This window comes from Acinetobacter sp. NIPH 1852 (genome assembly GCF_022549455.1).
Taxonomy (GTDB): Bacteria; Pseudomonadota; Gammaproteobacteria; order Pseudomonadales; family Moraxellaceae; genus Acinetobacter.
In genome coordinates, this window is sequence record NZ_JAKZGG010000030.1 from 1 (window position 1) to 19,055 (window position 19,055).

At 39.1% G+C, this 19,055-nt stretch carries 11 protein-coding genes and 3 pseudogenes; 10 read left to right on the forward strand and 4 right to left on the reverse strand.

All coding sequences use genetic code 11. The annotated features are described in order from the left end of the window. Positions 1-76: 76 nt before the first annotated feature. A pseudogene (locus tag MMO38_RS16060) lies at positions 77-637 on the forward strand (IS6 family transposase); the annotation flags it as partial. Positions 638-988: 351 nt separating this feature from the next. Here the strand turns inward: MMO38_RS16060 and MMO38_RS16065 are convergent. Next, positions 989-2,161, reverse strand: coding sequence for a replication initiation protein (locus tag MMO38_RS16065; protein WP_193894286.1), 1,173 nt, complete (start codon positions 2,159-2,161; stop codon positions 989-991). Between the two features lie 834 nt (positions 2,162-2,995). Between MMO38_RS16065 and MMO38_RS16070 the strand changes: the two genes are divergently transcribed. Both MMO38_RS16070 and MMO38_RS16075 read left to right on the forward strand, forming a co-directional pair. Then, positions 2,996-3,769 carry a ParA family protein gene (locus tag MMO38_RS16070; RefSeq protein ID WP_139853766.1) on the forward strand — a complete coding sequence of 258 codons (774 nt, stop codon included), beginning with the start codon at positions 2,996-2,998 and terminating at the stop codon, positions 3,767-3,769. Positions 3,770-3,782: 13 nt separating this feature from the next. Continuing rightward, positions 3,783-4,694 carry a ParB/RepB/Spo0J family partition protein gene (locus tag MMO38_RS16075; protein ID WP_241324145.1) on the forward strand — a complete coding sequence of 304 codons (912 nt, stop codon included), beginning with the start codon at positions 3,783-3,785 and terminating at the stop codon, positions 4,692-4,694. 100 nt (positions 4,695-4,794) lie between these two features. Here MMO38_RS16075 and MMO38_RS16080 read toward each other — a convergent pair. Next, positions 4,795-5,954 (reverse strand): IS3 family transposase gene (locus MMO38_RS16080; RefSeq protein ID WP_241324146.1). Its coding sequence is split into 2 segments (ribosomal slippage): positions 4,795-5,720 and positions 5,720-5,954, totalling 1,161 coding nucleotides; the frame shifts between segments, so codons are not numbered across the junction. Positions 5,955-6,063: 109 nt separating this feature from the next. Here MMO38_RS16080 and MMO38_RS16085 point away from each other — a divergent pair. The 6 genes and pseudogenes from MMO38_RS16085 to MMO38_RS16110 form a co-directional block, all read left to right on the forward strand. Beyond that, positions 6,064-6,192 (forward strand): annotated as a pseudogene (locus MMO38_RS16085) (IS1595 family transposase); the annotation flags it as partial. Positions 6,193-6,503: 311 nt separating this feature from the next. Continuing rightward, positions 6,504-6,685 (forward strand): annotated as a pseudogene (locus MMO38_RS16090) (transposase domain-containing protein); the annotation flags it as partial. 472 nt (positions 6,686-7,157) lie between these two features. Continuing rightward, positions 7,158-7,493, forward strand: a complete 336-nt coding sequence (locus MMO38_RS16095; protein WP_241324147.1) for a hypothetical protein — start codon at positions 7,158-7,160, stop codon at positions 7,491-7,493. A gap of 10 nt (positions 7,494-7,503) precedes the next feature. Beyond that, complete coding sequence (locus tag MMO38_RS16100; RefSeq protein ID WP_241324148.1) at positions 7,504-10,005, forward strand: hypothetical protein; 2,502 nt, start codon at positions 7,504-7,506, stop codon at positions 10,003-10,005. After that, positions 9,992-13,804 carry a site-specific integrase gene (locus tag MMO38_RS16105; protein WP_241324149.1) on the forward strand — a complete coding sequence of 1,271 codons (3,813 nt, stop codon included), beginning with the start codon at positions 9,992-9,994 and terminating at the stop codon, positions 13,802-13,804. Before MMO38_RS16100 ends, MMO38_RS16105 begins: the two co-directional genes overlap by 14 nt. 759 nt (positions 13,805-14,563) lie before the next feature. Then, positions 14,564-16,219: an HNH endonuclease signature motif containing protein gene (locus tag MMO38_RS16110; protein WP_241324150.1), complete on the forward strand. Its 1,656-nt coding sequence runs from the start codon at positions 14,564-14,566 to the stop codon at positions 16,217-16,219. A gap of 375 nt (positions 16,220-16,594) precedes the next feature. On the opposite strand, the gene MMO38_RS16115 is transcribed toward MMO38_RS16110, so the two are convergent. Together MMO38_RS16115 and MMO38_RS16120 are read right to left on the reverse strand one after the other, a co-directional pair. Next, the gene (locus MMO38_RS16115; RefSeq protein ID WP_063454488.1) at positions 16,595-16,918 is read right to left on the reverse strand and encodes a toxin-antitoxin system HicB family antitoxin; all 324 of its coding nucleotides are present in this window, start codon (positions 16,916-16,918) and stop codon (positions 16,595-16,597) included. 8 nt (positions 16,919-16,926) lie between these two features. Continuing rightward, the gene (locus MMO38_RS16120) at positions 16,927-17,172 is read right to left on the reverse strand and encodes a hypothetical protein (RefSeq protein WP_063454489.1); all 246 of its coding nucleotides are present in this window, start codon (positions 17,170-17,172) and stop codon (positions 16,927-16,929) included. 455 nt (positions 17,173-17,627) lie between these two features. Here MMO38_RS16120 and MMO38_RS16125 point away from each other — a divergent pair, with 455 nt between their 5' ends. Beyond that, positions 17,628-18,860: an ATP-binding protein gene (locus MMO38_RS16125; RefSeq protein ID WP_241324151.1), complete on the forward strand. Its 1,233-nt coding sequence runs from the start codon at positions 17,628-17,630 to the stop codon at positions 18,858-18,860. Positions 18,861-19,055 lie beyond the last annotated feature (195 nt).

Consider the following 19,055-nt stretch of genomic DNA (forward strand, 5'->3'; position numbering starts at 1 on the left):
CAATTGGTTGTGCGGTAGATTTTGTGTGTAGGCTTCTTCATTTGAAAATTATATCGCTGAAAAACCCTTTACAGATAGGTTTGTGCAACAAAGCCCTCCAGAAATGGAAAAACGGTTACGCTGGTATTGGCGTAATCCTACAGATTTACATTCATGGCATATGGATGAAACTTATATCAAAGTAAATGGGCGATGGTCTTACCTATATCGTGCAGTTGATCAACGTGGTCATACGATTGACTTTTACCTTTCCGCTCGACGGAACAGTAAATCAGCCTATTGTTTTCTAGGAAAGATTTTCAATACGGTGAAAAAATGGCAGATTCCACGTGTTATCAATACAGATAAAGCAGCGACCTATGGCCACGCTTTATCACGGTTAAAGCGAGAAGGAAAATGCCCAATCGACCTTGAACATCGACAAATTAAATATAAGAACAATTTAATTGAATGTGATCATGGCAAGCTAAAGCGGATCATCAGGGCTACTTTAGGATTCAAATCTATGAAGACGGCATATGCCACAATTAAAGGGATTGAAGTCATGCGTGCACTACATAAAGGACAAGCTTCGTCATTTTATTATGGTCAACCTCAGGGCGAAGTGTGTCTAATCAACAGGGTTTTCGGTCTCTAAGCAATTTTAAAGGGAGCATCATCGACTCAAATCTCTATTTGCAACAGTGCCGTTTTGATAGCCAAGTGAATGAGATCCATGCACGTGTAGCAGTCCTTAACAAGTTTACGGAATTAGGTCGACCACTTACCCAAGTTACGCCTTAAATTTGGCTCAATTAGGGGCGCTTTGCATTTCAAATCTTTGTGCAACAAAGCCATTTTAAGAAGGCAGAAGCCTCATAGGATAAGGGTTCTGTGAAATTTGTCGTGTACAGAGGAATTTATTACTAGTTTTTATCCTATTGTGCTTAGCGCATGAATTCTTCACAGACATATATCTAAAAAGTGTAGCAAGTTGCTACACTTTCTCCTAAATAAGCTCTTTCCCAAAAATATCATTCAGTCTTTCACGAATACTTTGAACGAATTCCGGATTATTTTTAAGTTTATGCTTCATATTTCGTTTAAAGTCATTCAGACCCATACCAATTTCAGCAAAATCCATTTGGAATAAAGTGTCATTAATAACGATATTTGCTTGAGAGTCAGTGAGACATCCTACTTTTTTAAACCACTTCTTGAATTGCTGATAATTTTCATCATTATTAAAAATATACCAAGAACGTATATTCGTATCGAATTTCGCTCCCAATTCTTTTACGAATGGATTGTCTTCAAATGGAACATCAAGATAGATTTTTTCAATTACTGCAATTTCATCCGGTGCTTTATCAGCAATCCGATGATGCAATTTAAAATTCACACCTACAATTGGACGGCCTTTCTTAACGGTTTCATATTGTAATTGTAGATCTGTATTTTCATTAATTTCTGCCACTATTTTGTCTAATACATAGCGTCTAAAATCTACCCAGCGATCATATTTGGTTTCATTAATATCAATCAGTGCTTTCAAGTTTTCCAAAAGTAATGGCACTTCATAACTCTTTTGATTGGCGTACTTGAATTCGTTTTTAATGAAATACGTATAAAGACTCATACTGGCAACAGAATCCAGGGCAAAAAGATGTTTTAGCTGATAGGTGGTAAAATTCCCCCCCGCCAGTTGAGTGAAATACGGTAATACCTCACTGGTAAAACGAATCTGAATCGCATTTTTAGAGTCATCTTCCCATCTTAACTCACGGATAATGGGAACGACAGAATGTACTTTTTTAGTTTTTCTCTTACCATCATCAGCAGGCTCCTCAATAATAAAATGAGCCACCCGGGATGAAAGTTCTTTATAGATGCGGTCTATTGCAACATTAATTGAATTACGTTTATTCAATCCTAGTAAATCTGCCAGATCATCCTTATACAAATAAATATAGGTTTGTTCGGTGATTTCACCATTTACCCTATTTTTCTCACTATAATTCGCAACTGCCATTGCATATAGAAGCGCTTTGTATTCATTGGCTGATAACTCGATTGGGCGAATTAAACGGTTACTGGTACTGACAACACCATTATGGCGAATGTTGCCTATACAGTAAGGAATATAATTCGATTCTTCTTGCAATGGTTCAGATTCTGTCATAACCGTGATATTTATAATTTGACTTAGTTTTTATATACAAAAGTGGAAAAACTTTCAAGGCTTTCACCACAAGATTCTAAAAGTGGAAGGTTTGTCATCAAAAAAAAGCGGTTTAGCCGGTTTTTCTCCTTTAAAGTGGAATTAAATATAATATTTCCACCCTATAGTGACAGACCTTCCACCTTTAGCTCCTAAATTACAGTTCAGAATGCCTATTTTTACTTGTTTTCATCCACATTCAGGTAGGGTAAGTCAGATAGAAACCCTGATGTGACAAGGCTTCCACCTTTCAGTTAGATTTGAAAGGTATAACTGTACATATAATCATCAGGAAATATCCAATAAAAACAGATTATCCACAGGTTAAAAATATACAGTGACAACCTTTCCACCTTTAAAGCTTATTTACGGGACTTTATTAACAGCCTAAATTATTGTTTTTTTAACTATTTTTTTATAAAAATAGCAGTTTAAAAAGTAGCAGTGACAAACCTTCCACCCTAGTGACAGACCTTCCACTTTACAGTGACAGACCTTCCACTTTAGGATGACAAACCTTCCACCTTACGGTGACAAACCTTCCACTTTACGGTGACAGACCTTCCACTTTTAAAAACATAAGTATTTGTTTTATATAATAAAAATATGCTCTTAATTATTAATTAGCTAAATAACTAATTATTCTAATTATTAATTAAGCTAGCCTATTTAAAGATTTATTTTTTAAGCTGTTTTACATCTGAACAAATAGGTTTATAAATTTAAAAACTATAGTAAGATAAGTGAAAGTTATTTATATTACTAGACATTCAAATACGGAATCATCTGACACGCATGTCTGCAAAAATTATTACTGTTGCTAACCACAAAGGCGGATGTGGCAAAACAACGACTGTTGTGCACCTCGCCTCAGAACTTGCCAATCTGGGCAACAAAGTTTTAGTCATTGATTTAGATCCTCAAGCAAACGCAAGTTTACATATTGGGATCCAACATCCAAGCGAAATTGTTGTGACTACAGCAGAATTACTGGTGGGCGATATTTCGTTGTTGGCAGATGCATTACAAGAAGAAACGAACTTTGAAAAAGTATCATTAATTTATGGTTCCTTGAATTTAGGAAAAACAGAAGACCAACTAAAAGAAGAAGCCCCCCGTCCTTCTGAAGAGTTAAATATCAAGTTAGAACTGTTAAAAGATCTTTATGATTTTATATTGATCGACTGTCCACCTAGTCTTAAATTATTAACCAGCAATGCCTTGGCATCTTCAACACATGTCATTATCCCTATCGAATCCGGATCACAATATGGATTGTATGGGGTAACAGATCTTTTAAATCATCTTGAAAAGATCAAACGTATTAATCCAGATTTAGAGCTTTTAGGCGCTTTACTAATTAAGCATGATGAACGTCAGAATGTCTGTAAACTGATTCGGAATGAAGCCTTGAAACAGGTAGGAAAACTTTTAGAGACCACCATTCCTCAAAGTACTAAAGTTAATCAAGCAGCGATTCTTCAACAATCACTTTTGAAAGTAGAAAAAAATTCAAAAGTACGTAAGGCTTTTGAAAGCCTTGCCAATGAAATTGTAGCTAAAGTTTAAACCTGAGAGTATTATGGCAAGCACCAAAGAGCTTTTAGCTCAGAAACTGAAACAGAATACAGAAAAACATCAGCAAGCACAGAAAGACAATATTAGAGAACTGAAAGAGTTTAGACGTAATGTTCCTATTGAGGATATCAGCCGCAGTCCAAACCAGCCGCGTAAATTATTTGAAGAGTCACAATTAAAAGAACTGGCGGATTCCATTGACGAAGTCGGTCTTTTGCAGCCCATTACAGTACGTAAACTTGATAATCTGAAATATGAACTCATTGCAGGCGAGCGGCGCTTACGGGCGCACCAGTTACTCGGCAAGTCTGTGATTGAAGCCATTATCATTGATGCGAATAATGTAGAAGCATCTTTGTTAACCTTAGCAGAGAATTTAAAGCGTCAGGACCTGACAGATTATGAAATTTTTATTGGCCTGAACTCACTTGATGAGAAGTTAAAGAAAAACAAGCAACGTTTAGCCAATTCACTGGGTTTAAATCGCGAAGATATGTACAAGTATTTAGCATACGAAAAACTGCCTCAAGTAATTTTAAATGACCTTGATGTGGAACCAGGCCTACTAGGTCGTACTGCTGCAACTGCATTCAAAAAATTTCTGTCGGATCATATAGAGCAACTTTCTGAGGCCGAAAAGGCTTTGCTAGGGGCTTGGGAAAAAGTAAAAGACAAAAAACTAGAGCAAAGTAAAGTTACTGCCTATGCTGAAAAAATATTGAGTCAGGATCCAGAAAAACTGACCACAACATCTGTGGTTAGAAAAATTGAATATGCAGGTAAGATTGCGGGGAATATCAAACTCAATCAAAAACAGCTTAAGGTTTCTCTGAATATCTCGGAAATTGACGAAGCTAGTCTCTTACAACTAGAAGATTTTTTAAAACAGCTGATTCAAAAAAGCGAAAAAGTGTAGCAAGTTGCTACACTTTTTTTAATAACCTCAAACCAATTATATTCTCATGCATTATTGAATTTTATTTTCTTCAGTACACTTCTTTGTATTTTGTCTGATCCTAGACAGTATCGTGGACAACAAATCCCTCTAAATTTTTAAAATATTTCTGTTCAAAGGCTTCTGGGCTTAACCAGCCGTTTGCGGAATGCCTTCTGACCCGATTGTAATAAATCTCAATATAGTCAAACAAGACAGTATTCGCTTCTTTTCGAGTGGCAAACACACTGCCATGGACCACATGACCTTTCAATGTATGAAAGAAGCTTTCGGTCACTGCATTATCCCAACAGTTTCCCCTGCGTGACATACTTTGAACGCAGTTATTCGTCAATAATAGCGCCCTAAAATCACGACTACAGTACTGTGAGCCTTGGTCCGAATGCACCATGACACCCATTGGATACCCCTGACGAGCCATTGCATAATGAAACGCATCACACACCAATTGACGGTCTATTCGATGGCTGGTTTGCCACCCCACGATACGACGGCTAAATAAATCTAGCATCACACATAAATACAACCAACCTTCTTTAGTGCGGATATAGGTAATGTCTGTTGTCCAGCCTTTATTAGGCTGAGTAACTGTAAATTGGCGATCCAACAAGTTGGGTGCTGTAGGCAAACGATGGTTTGAATCAGTCGTATGCTTGTATTTACGTGCAATCCTGCTACGTAAACCAAGCTTTTTAAGCATTCTTCCAACGGTTCGTTCGCTCATGCTGTAACCTAAATCATGCATGTCATGTACCAATGAAGGTGCACCCAATCGTACATGATGCTGCCAATATACGGCTTTTAAATCATTATATTTCTGTGCCGTATTGGCTTGACGTTTTCGCCAGGCATAATAGCCTGAAGTGCTGACACCTAGGTATTTACAGGCAGAAGAAACGGTGACTTCATTCATATCTAGATCTTGAATTACCGTGTACTTTTCTTGGCATGATCTGTCAGAAAGTACACATGCGCTTTTTTTAAGATGTCATTGGCTTCCCTGAGCTGTTTGACTTCTTTCTCTAATTCTAAGATCCGCTGTTGTTCTGGTGAAAGTTGACGTTTGCTTGAACCCACTGGATTGGCTTCACGAATCCATTTGTCTAAAGTTGAATAACCCACACCTAATTTCTGGGCGATTGCAGCTATAGCTTCGTGGGAGTTTGAAAGTGCATAATCAATCGCTTGCTGTTTAAATTCAGGACTAAAACGTTTAGCCATTTCTTGAATCTCCAAAGATTAAAGTTACGTTATCTTTAGAGGGACGTGCTGTCCATTATTTTGGCTAGGATCAAGGATAAGGGTTCTGTGAAATTTGTCGTGTACAGAGAAAAGAAGGCTAGCAAAGTTCAACGGTATATCAAAAGAGTATTTTGATTATCATCTTAAAGAAACAGAATGGCGTTGGATGAGGGAGCTTAATGAGCTAGCAACAGGGTTGTGGGACCTCATTAGGTAAAACTAAGTGTAAATCTGCTAGTCTAGAGCCTTATTAAAATAATGAAAGATTTGCGAGTAATTATAAAGTTATGAGATATTTTTTTCAGTAATAAGTATGGCTTTGTTGCACAAACATTTAAAAGTTAAAATGCCTTTGTACGCCACGATCAATTCTATAGCCCTGTGAAGCAACAAATTTCGATTCACTTAGATACTGATGTTCTTGCATTTAACGAGACGGGCATCTAATCGAGTTGTCGTAAAATTTAAAACATGCTGCCTACGATAGCTCAATTAAAAATATTTGTGTAGATACCTCCTTGAGGGTAGAACTGGCTGTTTGCAGGTTCGCTACGCAGTAGTCAGCGAGCAGCGAACATCATGACCCTGATCCAGTCAGCAAAGATGAATGGGCTATATATGCCTATTTAAGTGATGTGCTGAAAGGTTGCCGACACATAAAGTGACCCAAATAGTTACTGCGACACCGCTTGGAACCTGAACCGAATTAAAAAATAGCGATGGGGTTCAGCGTATGCTTACCAAAATTTGAGGCGAGGCACATGATTTTCTGCTCAATTTAAACTGTTTTAACAGCATATCGATCAGTTTGATAAGCTCAAAGATTTACATCTTAGGCAGTTTGTTCACTTGCTTTTTATGACTGGATTTAATGATGTTTTGTTGAAACTGTTTATGGAAATTGAGGGGTTGTAACTAATATAGTGGGAGAGTTTGCAGAATATTAGATATTTTAAAATTATAAGTATTTGAATAATATTATTATTGTGATTATTAACTAAAAAATCTTTAAAAGTAAATAAAAAAAATGTTATAAAACTTTGTATGTTAATTTTTGGTCATTTTAGTATGATTTTTGCTCAGTCAGCAAGCAGCACTGCCCTCTTTCTTTATCAGTTCATTCTTCCTTTCGTTACCAGAACACCAAAGCTACTTAAGTTGAAGCAGAAAGTGGAGAGTCTGATGAAACAGGAACCAGGCAAGAATAAAAACAAACAGAAGGAGTTTGAAAAATGCTATGTGAAGATCTGGGAGCAGATTATCAAGATATTAAAAACTGACAGTGCCGTGCGTGCACATGTGCATTACCTGCCACAGCTGCAGTTGATCCGTGAGCTTGGTATTTATATTGAACCAGAATTTCAGGCTAAAGTTTTTGGTCAGTCTGGATCACTCAGTGCGTATTTTTTGATAACGTTTTTTAACTTGCGCAATGAGGAAATCAAAAAACAAGTTAAAGAGATTCTGAAAATTAAGCGTCAGTGTGATCTTAGTCCTGAAGAAAAAATTGAATTGTGAGTCATGAAACGTGGCAAAAGTACAATCTTTAGAAAACTATCTGCAATCTCACCTCACTGCTGAAACGCAAGAATGTGAGAAATTAAATAAAGCAGACAAAAGCGATAGTGAGATATTGCGGGTCAACTTCGCGATCCTATACTTGCAACTACAGCAAACTGTGACGTTCACAGAATTTTATGAATTATCTGTAGATGATTTACTCCAAATTGAGCAATTGAAGCTTAATGCAGCTAAAGTTTACACCTCGATTGTGAGCGCCCGACAACTAGGCAAGGATTATCTATTTGCGGCATTCACTTATTTTGCTACGTATGTTTCTGAACAGCTGGATGAAACCGGGTATTTGCTCTTGCGGGTCAGTTATTTGTTTTACAAGAAATATCAGGCGATTTGTCCGTTAACGGCTTCTGACGCCAAGCAAAAAGAAATCTGTGATTTGTTGCGCTACATTTGTAAACCGCTGGTTGAGCTTGGTCTGCAACAGCAAGAGGAAAGCAGTGAGGAAAGAGACAGCAGACGATTACTGCAATGCTATTTAGATTTTATGTTGAATCTGGTGCAGTTCAATAAGGAAATTTATGAGAATTGGACGGAGTTTATTCAGGATTTTTCTTTAAAAGAGAAAAAATTTTCCAACTACTTGCGTGCACTGACCATCATTTTTAAACGTCTGGCCGACAAAAAAATCGTGTATCGAAAAATCCACAGGAAAATACGAAGAAAACGCATACTGCAAAGAATAAAAGCTAAAAAACGGAAACCGAGAAAACCAAGACCTAAAAAGCTGAAACCTGTGCCGGATTGGCCCTTTCAAGAAGAGGACGTTAAAGAGGATTACCCATCGCAGGGGAAGATTACTTTAGCTGATTTTCCGGCTGATATCACGTTTGATCCATGGATCGTGATAGATGAAGAGGGCGAGATTGATGCGATTGAACAAGGTTGGCAGATCGAAACCACAGATCCGGGAACTGGTCGTTTTTTTAGATTTGTGAATGAATATGCGACGCATATGTTGCGACATCGACAGCGTCGTTTACAACCGCTGGTGACCAACTCTTATTATATGAGTCAGGATGTAATTCAGCATCTGTTTTACCTGTTAAATAGCGAATTAAATAGCCAAGATCCGGACAGTTCTGCCATGGCTGCCGCCTGTTTACTCAGTTTAAGCAGTGGCTTGTCACCTGTTGCACTCCTGAACTATGAACAGCTGATTGAAAAGGGGGTGCTGCTGAAAACGGGGAGCGCCAAGCGGCCGGAATATCAGGTGAGACTGTATCTGGCGATTACTCAGCAAAAAAATGAAAGTTTAATGCCACATCAGTTGAATCATATGGTATCTCATGAGCTGTATCTGTCCAGCAGCTGGTTTGAATATCTACATTTACGTTGTGGTACTGCGCCTGTGACGGTGCAAGAGGTCAATCAATATCTGAAAAAATGCATAGCAGGACAACAGCTTGGTTCAATCACTGTCGAAAAGTTACAGGCACAGTTGTACTTCCATGTTTTTCACCACACGTTTAATGAATATATTGCACATGTGCTGTCGGGCAAAGATAGTTCTCATGATCTTCCCGGCAGTTTTTACGGAGGGGTTGCAAAGAAGCAGCTGAATGAGAAGTACCGGATTTATCTGAATACGCTGTGCAGACCGGACACGGAAGCCGAGATCAAGATCGTCGAGCAGCAGTTTGAAAGCTCGAGTGAAGCAGATACCACCCGGCTGGGGAGTCAATTGGCCCTGACTCCAGATTTTGTGTCCGATTTCTTCCAGCAGCTGCACAAGGTCTGTCATGAGAAAATTCAGTTGCATCAGCACCTGATCGAGCGGATCAATGCCTACAGTTTGTGGATGTGGCATATCAGCCTGTTATGTTTAACACGACGTCCGCAAGAACATTTGTTGGGGGAGTGTAGTGCTTATGATCTGGATTTAAGACTGTTGTATGTGAATGATAAAAAGAATAGCCAATCGCGTAAGGATGGGCGTTTTATTCCGTTAGCGAAGTTTTTTACTCAGGCGTTCAATCATTATCTCGATTTCTTAAACAGTGCGATCAGTCACTATGCGGAATTACTGAAATTTGTTTTCAAGAAAAATATTACCCTTGAGGATCTGTTTGGCAAGGTGATTGTCTATCCGGGAAGCTTGCCAGTGACGGCTCAAGCATGGGACAGCCCTAAAATCAGGATCAAGCCTCTCAGCCGAGCTTGGGTGAATGAGGCGTTGTCGCGCTATGGCTCAGCGCCTATTTACAATAACTGGCTGCGCCATTTTGCAATGAATATGCTGATGGATCATGGAGTGGCGTTTAATGTGATTCAGGCCTTGTACGGCCATGATCAACGCGATCAGGAGCTGTTTTATCGTTATTCCTCAGCCTCCTTGTATCAGTATATATGCCATGTCAGCCAAGGCATCGATGAGATGATCAAGATATTGCAGGTTGAGCATTTATCCAGTCCGATGCCAGAAAAGGATAAAGCACATGACAAAGCATGATGTGATTGCTGCGTATATTGGTGAGCAAGTTGAACTGACTTTTCAGCAGATGCTCCAATCGATTGCAGGGCGTAAAAGAAGTACGCCGGAGATTGATAAAGGGCTTGAGAAAATCTGGCTAGATTTTCAGTCAGCGCTGAAGAAATTTTTGAAGAACCACAAGCTTAGCACGGCAACACTCCGAGCCCCTTATCTACAACAGAGCGAAGCCTATTTTTTTCAGCTGAAGGAAGACTACCTGAGCGAAACGCAAGAGGCTTATCCGATTAAAATCATGTCGCTGATATATGAAAATATCAAGCAGCAAGTCGAAGCGGATTTTAATAAGATGTCGGAGGTCATTAAAAAAAATCAGGGTAATACGCTTGAGATCGATAGCGAAATTGAGAAAATTTGGGTGGATTGTCAGGAAGAAATCAAGGCATTTTTAAAGGATAAAAAGATTGCCACGGTCGCGCTGAGAGCCCCTTATTTACAATGGGCTGAAGACTGTTTGATTAAGCGTAAAGAGGCTGATGAAAGCGCATCGGAAGATGCTTATCTGATTAAGATTCCATCAACCATTTATCATCAGATTGCTCAGCAAGTGGCCTTTACTTTTCAACAAATGAAGGAGGCTATTGCAGGACAGAAGGATAGCCAGCAGGAGGTCGATGACCAGATTGCCCGAATCTGGGCGGATTTCGCCAAAGGACTGGAGACTTTCTTAAGGAACAAAGACTTCACCACTCGTGCCAAGCGCAAACCGTATATCAAACACAGTGAAGCCAGTTTTTTAGCCTGTTTAGAACAGTATCAGAATGAGGAACACCAGCCTTATCCGATTAAGCTGCGTCCCACGACGCTGTTTTCTGATCCGCCACCGCGGCAGATTCTCAGCACTGAAGCCAGACTGCGGTTGGGACAGCAGCATTTTCATATTGCCAGAGGACTGAAAGCGTATTGGCGTAGCGAGACATTGCAGATGCCAACAGCACAACAGTGCTTGGGTCATCTGTATTTAAGTCTGATTTATTGTTCAGGCTGTAGTGATCTCACTCAGCTGGTCGCCATCGGCAATCGTCTGCTGGAGGAGGAGAAAGAGAAGGAGAAAATGTGCCATCCGTTGTCTGGGTATTCAACACTGTATCGAAGTGATTATAAAAAAATTACCAATCCACTGGTTCTCAGTTACTGCATGCCACACCGCTATTACGGCAATGAGATTAAAGACAAGAAGATTTATCAGTGGCGGCATGTCTGGTTCAATCCTTATGCACAACTTTTTTTACACATCCTGAAACAGCAAGCAGAGGACCTGCAACCACAACATCCGCGTAAGGTGCTGGAAGCGATTCTGAGTGTGTTCGAGAATCTTAAAAAACAGCTCAAGGTCTCGGAACAGATTGCGGCATTAAAAAAAATCTTGCGATCCGAGGATCAGGATCTCATTGAGATCACTGCACTCAAGCCCTTTCAGCATGTCAACTTGGCGCTAGAAATCAATCCAGACTTGAGTCTGGATATGTGTTTAAGTGAAGTATTGCAGAATCATCTAAAAACCGTGTCTTTAACGGCAGAAGACCAAGGTGTAGCCTGGTTCAATACCTTGAAATCCACGAAAGATCTTGTCAAAGTAGAATATGGGATCCTCCCGTTAGAGACTGAAACAGCCAAACCTGTGGTAATCACGGCACATCAGCAACTGAACGAGCTTCCATTTGAGTTGGATTTTTTTGAACAAGAGCGAGCCCCGGCAGGGAAAAATAAGCAAAGCCAAAGACAACGCCATCAGCAGCAGTTTAAGCAATGGCGCAATATTCAAACCCGGTTGAGTGTAAAGAAGGCAGCCTTAGCGGGCGACAACTATAAAGAATGCAATTTGATAGAAGCACAGTTAAGACTATTGAGCTGGATCTTTTATTTGAGAAAAGAAGAAAAAGAAAACGGCAAGAAATTAAAATTGAGTAGTATCAAGCGTTATCTGAGCAGTTTTGCGAAAGACTATTTCTTTCATATCTATATGTATGACAATGACCTTGAACAGATGAATGTAGAGCACTATGAGCAATTGTATGCCTCCATCCTGAACGGCATCGATGAACGTGCTGAAACACAGCGTGAATACACAGACACTCGCACTCAGGGTCGGGCACAATATGCCTTTGGACGACTGAAAGATTTCCATGCTTTTTGCCAGAAAGAATATCCGGAGAATGTGCCAGCGGTCAGCAGCTTTGACCACAGTGATTTTCAACGTATCCAGTTCTGTCAAGCCAAGCTCATCAGCCCACAGCTGTTTATTCAATTAAAAAAAACAGTCATTCAGAAAATTGAGGCCTGTTCAACTCAAAAAGAAAAAGTCCATTTGCAGCTGTTGCTGCTAATGTACATCCTGGCTTATCGTTTGGGATGTAGACTCAATGAAATCCGGGGGCTGACGCTGGGTGAAATCATTTGTCCTCAACTGCTGTGGAAAGACGATCCAGGCAATCAAACGGTCGCCATACGCATCACCTTGAAAAATAATGTCTATCGACGACTGAAAAGCCAAAATGCGCAACGTCAACTCGATTTGAACGCGGTATTACTGGATGATGAACTGCAAGCGGTGAAAAGCTATCTTCTGCTTTGTTTTCAGCAGCCGAATAATAAGAAGGCGAACGAGCAGCTGGTTTTTGAGATCGGTGGAGAAATCCTGAGCGAGCTGTATATCTCACAAATGACCCGGCTGCTGTTCGATGAAGTCATCAAGCCAGATCATGGCTATACCTTCCACAGTTTCCGCCATAGTGCCGCCACTCATTTGGCAATCACCTGGTTGGGATCGAAAGAAATGGTGATGACCTATACCGACTACAGCTGGCAGCAGGCTAAGTCCATGCGCAAGCATCTGTTCGGTGAACAGGCAATCAGGCATGAAGCGGTGATTCAGCATAAATGGCGTTTGCTGGCCGATTGGATGGGGCATAGCTCGATTGAACAAACGGCCTCACACTACCTGCATACCCTGGATCTGCTGGCGATTGATCGAATTTACAATACGCCCTGTGTAGTTCATCCTGCTGTTCTGAATAGGCATTATGATCGTGAAGAAACTGAAGCGGTGGATCTGAATCGCGACCGCCAACACCGAAAGTGCTTTGAACGTGAGCAACCGGTGTTGGGTATTGATCAGAAAGTACAACCTTATCTGATGCCCAAGATGCAATTCGAGCTAAAGCCATTATCCTACAAGGTCATCTACACGTATCTCAACACATATCAAGATGCAGAGATCCAAGCACCTCATATAGTGGATAACCTAGATATTTGGATTAAGCGTGCGCTTTGGCTTGCTGTAAAATGGCAAGTCCCTTCATTCAGTAAACTTGGATGGAATTTGGACAATGCTGCATCGATCGAGAAAAAGTACTTAAGCGACCTATATGACAAGCAGATCAAAACCAAGCTGAAGCCAAAGAGCCTACAGCTATTTATCGCATTAAAAGATCTTTTAAAGGAGAAAGTTCTGTCAGCTTTAGCTGTATTGATTCAGCATGGCAAACTCAGAAGAAACCAGTTTTGTTTCCAATGTCGTTTTGATGCCCAGCAAAAGCCAAAGATGGGTTGGGAAATGCAGGATTTTATCGAGGGGATGCAGCTGTTGTTACCTGAAGATGTCCAATTACAGTACGATAACTATCCGGTGGATATCACGCAAAAAAGTCGTGAGATTCACGTCTATTTTATCGATCAACAAAGCAATAAAAACATTACATTATCCCTTGCATTTGATTTGCTATTGGAAGCTGTACAACACCCTTCCTTATGGGAATAGCCTAAGCAGATATCGTTCAATTTAAGGGGCCCAGGCCTTTGCTTTGTCAAAATCTGATTTACCAAGCAAAGGCCTGGGTTTCCGCGAATTTGATTTTTTGTTTTAATTATTCTCATGATTTTAATTCATTGAGGCCCTTTCATAGAATTAAAAAATAAATGTAGATAGTGCTTCAAAAAGTATGCTGCATAGATTTTGAGATAAATAGGCATCCTTGGAAGTATTGAAAATACAGGGATTTTTTCGGTTAAAATTTTTAAAAAATAAGCCAGCATTAAACTTGAAACACCACCAGAAAATGAAAAAAGTCTAATTTGGTTTGACCAAAGTAAAAGATACAAATATGATAATTACATTACAGCAAAATCTGTAATCGGGCGTGGAAACCTGAAAATTACTACAGAAGCATTAAAACCGCTTTAGCGGTTTTTTGTGCTTATTATGCTTAGTTTGCCATTATGGTAGGCCAGGCAGGGCAGTCTATGACTGGCCGTCTTCTGTAGTGCGGTATTTCCACCCCTGTTTGGTCTACCTCCATCTCGTGGAAAAGATGGTTGTAGATAGTCAACTCTAAACTACAGGTACTAAACATGAAGATTTTATTATCTAATCCCCCCATTTCTCTTAGGTCTCTTTTGTTAGCGCTGACTGGATATTGACGGTCATTTAATTCACAGCTTTAACCAAATCGAACTATATACATTTTCAAATTTCGTACTTGTGCGAAAGTAGGAAAGTGTTGCCTGGAGAAAATAAGAAATGGGTTCTACACGACTATTGACCAATATTATTCAGCGTAAAGTCATGTTGCCAGAAGAAATGTCACCTTCAATGCAGCGTGACAATTTTGAAGTGGCACTGACTGATTTTGAAAAGCATTCAATCATCAAATGTTTATTTAAGGCGGATAACCAGCGTTCTACGGAATGTTGGAGCGTGCAAGAAATTGCAAACTTTATTGAAGATTGCACAGAAGATCAAAACATCAATTTATGCATTTTGTATTGGAAAGATATACACGGCAATATTTACATTATTGATGGGGCACATCGTCTTTCCTGTATCTATGCGTGGATCAATAGATATTTTGCGGATGAGCAAGTCACTCAAGCACCTAATTTCAATGATCCACAAAAACAAGATATTCGTTACCTCCGAAGTCATTTAGGGGATCTGGCTGATTTTCAAAGAATTTGCACTGATGCTGAATTTGCAGAAAAAAAGTCGAAGTTAGAAGATATTAAAATCAGTTTCAGGCAGGTACTGGGGACTCCGGAAGATGCGCGACGGGTATTTCAATCGATTAACTCAGATACTAAACGTTTAGATAAATATGAGGAATATCACCTAAGAAATCGCGGTAGTGACGCGTATTATGCGATCTATGCCTGTTGTTATATCAATGACAATAAATCTAACCTAGAAGAGCTCCAATATACACGTTTAAATGAGTTGATTGAGTTAGGGGAGAGGATCCACCAGCTACTTTTTTCGACCATTTTATTAGACAATGAAATGAGTCATGGCAAAAAAATTGGCTTGGTCAATGAGCTGATGAATATCATTGCGGGTGATCAGATTCATAATATTATGAGTCTGAATCAGGGGGAGCGCGTTGAAAACCTAATGTCGCATCTGTTGACCATTCTTTGCAGAATAGCGACGCCTGTAAAAAATGCTGGGGTTCCGAGTTTGGGCTTACATCCATACTTATATTTTTATAAGGATCAGCGTTTTCAGATTACTTCTTTTCTTGCATGGTTTTCAATTGTGTATGAAATTCATGAAAGCCGCATGCAGATTCATCATAGAACGATTAGCTTTAAAGAGTTTACACGCGTCCGCAGTAGTATTGAATTCTTGATTGCCAATTTTCCAGTGGCGATCACTGAAACGGTCGGCAAGTTCGGGAGTGGGATTAAAGGCTATGATCGACTGCAAATCGTTTATAAGGCATTTATCTGTTTAAGCCTAGAAATGGATATTGATTTTAAAGATAAAGAATGCCTGAATACCTTCATTTTGTCGATGTCAAAGGCTTTTAAGTACATCAACTTTAACGAGTTTTACTCTGAAAGATTTTTGGGTAATTATGATGATGGGGTTGTAGAGCATGTAGTCGGATATGTGGAATCGATTAGCCCCATCTCTCGATCAAAGCCCAAGGCCTTTTCAGCATTAACCAAAAATTTGCTTAAGCACAATTTTCTGGTGGGTAATCATAACTTTTGCCCCATTTGTGATGGATTAATCTATCTCGATTCTACTGAATCGGATCATCGGATTGCCAAAGCCGCAGGTGGCCAAGGGGTGCTAGAGAATGGTCTGCTGGTTCATCCACTTTGTAATAGAATGAAATCAGATCTCAGCTTAGAAGAGATCAGAGCGGATTTGTTTGGTGAGTTACTGTATTAATCAGCAGGGCTATGATCTTGTTTTCTCAAGTGTATTAATTAATGATAAATCACATGATTCAACTTTTGATACATTCAGCCAGTGTAGCTTTTTTTAATTAAGTGCAGAATCATAGCTAGAACCTAGCTGTAGTTTCTGAATGACCGTCAAGATCCTTAATTTTGCCCATTGATCCCTCTCTGGGCATTTTTTTTGATCAAAATATAACGCTATTCTTGCTAAAAATTGAATATTAATTTTTAACGAAAATTATGTGTAGATAGGTCTAGATAAATTTTATTCCATTTTCTGCAAATTATTGGATAAACCAACCAGCTATTCTTGTTTATGGTCTACCAGTCATTCTCATTCCAAGTAGACCATCAAGATATAAAACTACATAGCCAATTTTGCCGATACCAAACGATTCATACTCACACCACGCTCCGCAGCTTCAAGTGCTAGTTTTTGATGAACCATTGATGGAACACGAACAGCAAACCGTCCGCTATACTTTTTTTCTGAAAGCGGTACAGGTAATTTCTCATTATTGCTGATCATATCTGCTACAACTTCAGCAACAAGATCAACAATCCCTGAGAATGCTTTAGATTGTTCTGCATCGAGCCAAGACAGTGACGGAAATTCGGCACATAGACCAACATACTCATTATCTTCTGCTGACCATGTAACACGATAAGTAAATTGTTTGCTATCCATTTGACACCTCACAATGTTTTAAGTTTATCAAGTGCAGCTAATACTTGCCTAACCTGATAAGGTTTAGCCTTTCCGCTATCATCTTGAAGATTAATACGAGGATCGCCTTGCCACGGTGTTTTAAATACCGTGTGACTACCACTTGTTTGTCTTGGTTCACCAAAATATTGCTTACAAACCTTGAGTAAATCGACATAGCGGATATTTTTTGGATTATTCCGCATTTGTTCTATAAGTTGATCAAGATTTGCCATTTAAATGCTCAATAGTGCCAATGATTAATAGTATCAATATTGATACCATTAATCAAGAGTTTGGCATGCCTAGTGGCTTATACGAACAGAAATGAATGGTAGGGTGCAAATAGGAATAGGGGGTAGATTTACATAGGAATATGCAATTTACTATTCACTCAATTTGTATAGCAGATAAGTCGTAGCAGCAATGACATAACATGACATAGAAAATAATCAAAAATACAGAATTCGGATTTATGTCGTCGATAAAAAAACCTACCAAATTTCGTCTAAAGAGTAGACCTGGTATCTTGGAGCTTGTCGTGATTAGCGTCTCTAAACTGCTATAAAAGCAGTTTAGAATTTTAAATAGCTCACATGAACTAGAAACTTTCTTTGTAATTAAATATATTTTCACTTGGTATCTAAACTTTGATAGAATAAATTAAAACTTTAGAGTTTAAGTGTAAACAATGAGAAAAACTAATATTCGACGTGATAGCTACTTAAAATTTCTGAATACATGGCAAAACCGTGATGTTATTAAAGTGCTTTCAGGTGTACGTCGCTCTGGAAAATCCACCTTGTTGGCGATGTTTCAACAAGACCTGAAAGCACAGGGTGTACAAGCCGAAAACATCATTGCCATCAACTTTGAATTTATGGAATTTGAAGAACTTACCGATTACCGCAAACTACATGATTATGTACTGTCAAAAGTTGATGAAAGCAAGAAAAACTATGTTTTTTTAGATGAAATACAACATGTTACCAATTTTGAAAAAGTAGTCGACTCTTTATATGTTCGGGATTATATCGATTTATATATTACAGGTTCAAATGCATTCTTTCTGAGTGGAGAACTTGCGACGTTACTCACAGGACGCTATATCGAGCAACATGTTTTACCCTTGTCATTCCAAGAGTTTAAACAGTGGCATATTGAAAATAATCAGATCATCCAACAATTATCCAATCGTGATTTGTATGCCATGTACACGCGCAGTAGTTTCCCCTATACGCTTGCCATGACCAGCCAGCAGGAAACCTATGATTACTTGCAAGCGGTCTATGCCATTGTAATGTTTAAAGATGTTATTCCCCGTTTGAATACGGCCGATATTAACTCTCTCGAGCGTGTCGCAAGATATTTGGCAAGCGTGACAGGCTCACCCATTTCCATCAATAAAATTAAAAATACCTTTGTTTCAAGTGGGGTTAAAATCTCATTTGAAACAGTAAAACGCTATATTCAGGGCTTACAGGACAGTTTGCTATTTTATAGCGCCGCACAATTTAAAGTACGTGGGCGTGAGTTATTACAATCCTCTGAAAAATACTATTTAGTTGATGTCGGATTGCGCCGCATTATGTTGCCTGATGCTAATGCTGATCAAGGTCATATTTTAGAAAATGTGATTTATCTTGAGCTTGTCAGACGAGGCTATACGGTCTATGTAGGGCGGGTTGATGAATATGAAATTGATTTTGTTGCTGTCGATACTTTACAGAATTTAACTTATTATCAGGTGGCATTAGAAACTCTCAATGAGGAGACACTAAGCCGAGAGTTACGTCCATTACAGAAAATTTCTGATTCATATCCCAAGTATTTACTTACCTTAGACACCATAGGGACTGAAGCCAATTATAATGGTATTGTAAAAATGAACGCTCTTGATTGGTTGCTGTCTGAAAATAAATAAAGTGGAGTGTAGGCATCGACAATCCAATTTCTCGATCAAAGCCCAAGGCCTTTTCAGCATTAACCAAAAATTTGCTTAAGCATAATTTTCTAGTGGGTAATGGCTTTGTTGCACAAACCTATCTGTAAAGGGTTTTTCAGCGATATAATTTTCAAATGAAGAAGCCTACACACAAAATCTACCGCACAACCAATT

Coding starts and splice junctions, on each gene's coding strand:
- MMO38_RS16065 (WP_193894286.1), bottom strand. CDS start 2,161: ATGACAGAATCTGAACCATTGCAAGAAGAATCGAATTATATTCCTTAC.
- MMO38_RS16070 (WP_139853766.1), top strand. CDS start 2,996: ATGTCTGCAAAAATTATTACTGTTGCTAACCACAAAGGCGGATGTGGC.
- MMO38_RS16075 (WP_241324145.1), top strand. CDS start 3,783: ATGGCAAGCACCAAAGAGCTTTTAGCTCAGAAACTGAAACAGAATACA.
- MMO38_RS16095 (WP_241324147.1), top strand. CDS start 7,158: ATGAAACAGGAACCAGGCAAGAATAAAAACAAACAGAAGGAGTTTGAA.
- MMO38_RS16105 (WP_241324149.1), top strand. CDS start 9,992: ATGACAAAGCATGATGTGATTGCTGCGTATATTGGTGAGCAAGTTGAA.
- MMO38_RS16110 (WP_241324150.1), top strand. CDS start 14,564: ATGGGTTCTACACGACTATTGACCAATATTATTCAGCGTAAAGTCATG.
- MMO38_RS16115 (WP_063454488.1), bottom strand. CDS start 16,918: ATGGATAGCAAACAATTTACTTATCGTGTTACATGGTCAGCAGAAGAT.
- MMO38_RS16120 (WP_063454489.1), bottom strand. CDS start 17,172: ATGGCAAATCTTGATCAACTTATAGAACAAATGCGGAATAATCCAAAA.
- MMO38_RS16125 (WP_241324151.1), top strand. CDS start 17,628: ATGAGAAAAACTAATATTCGACGTGATAGCTACTTAAAATTTCTGAAT.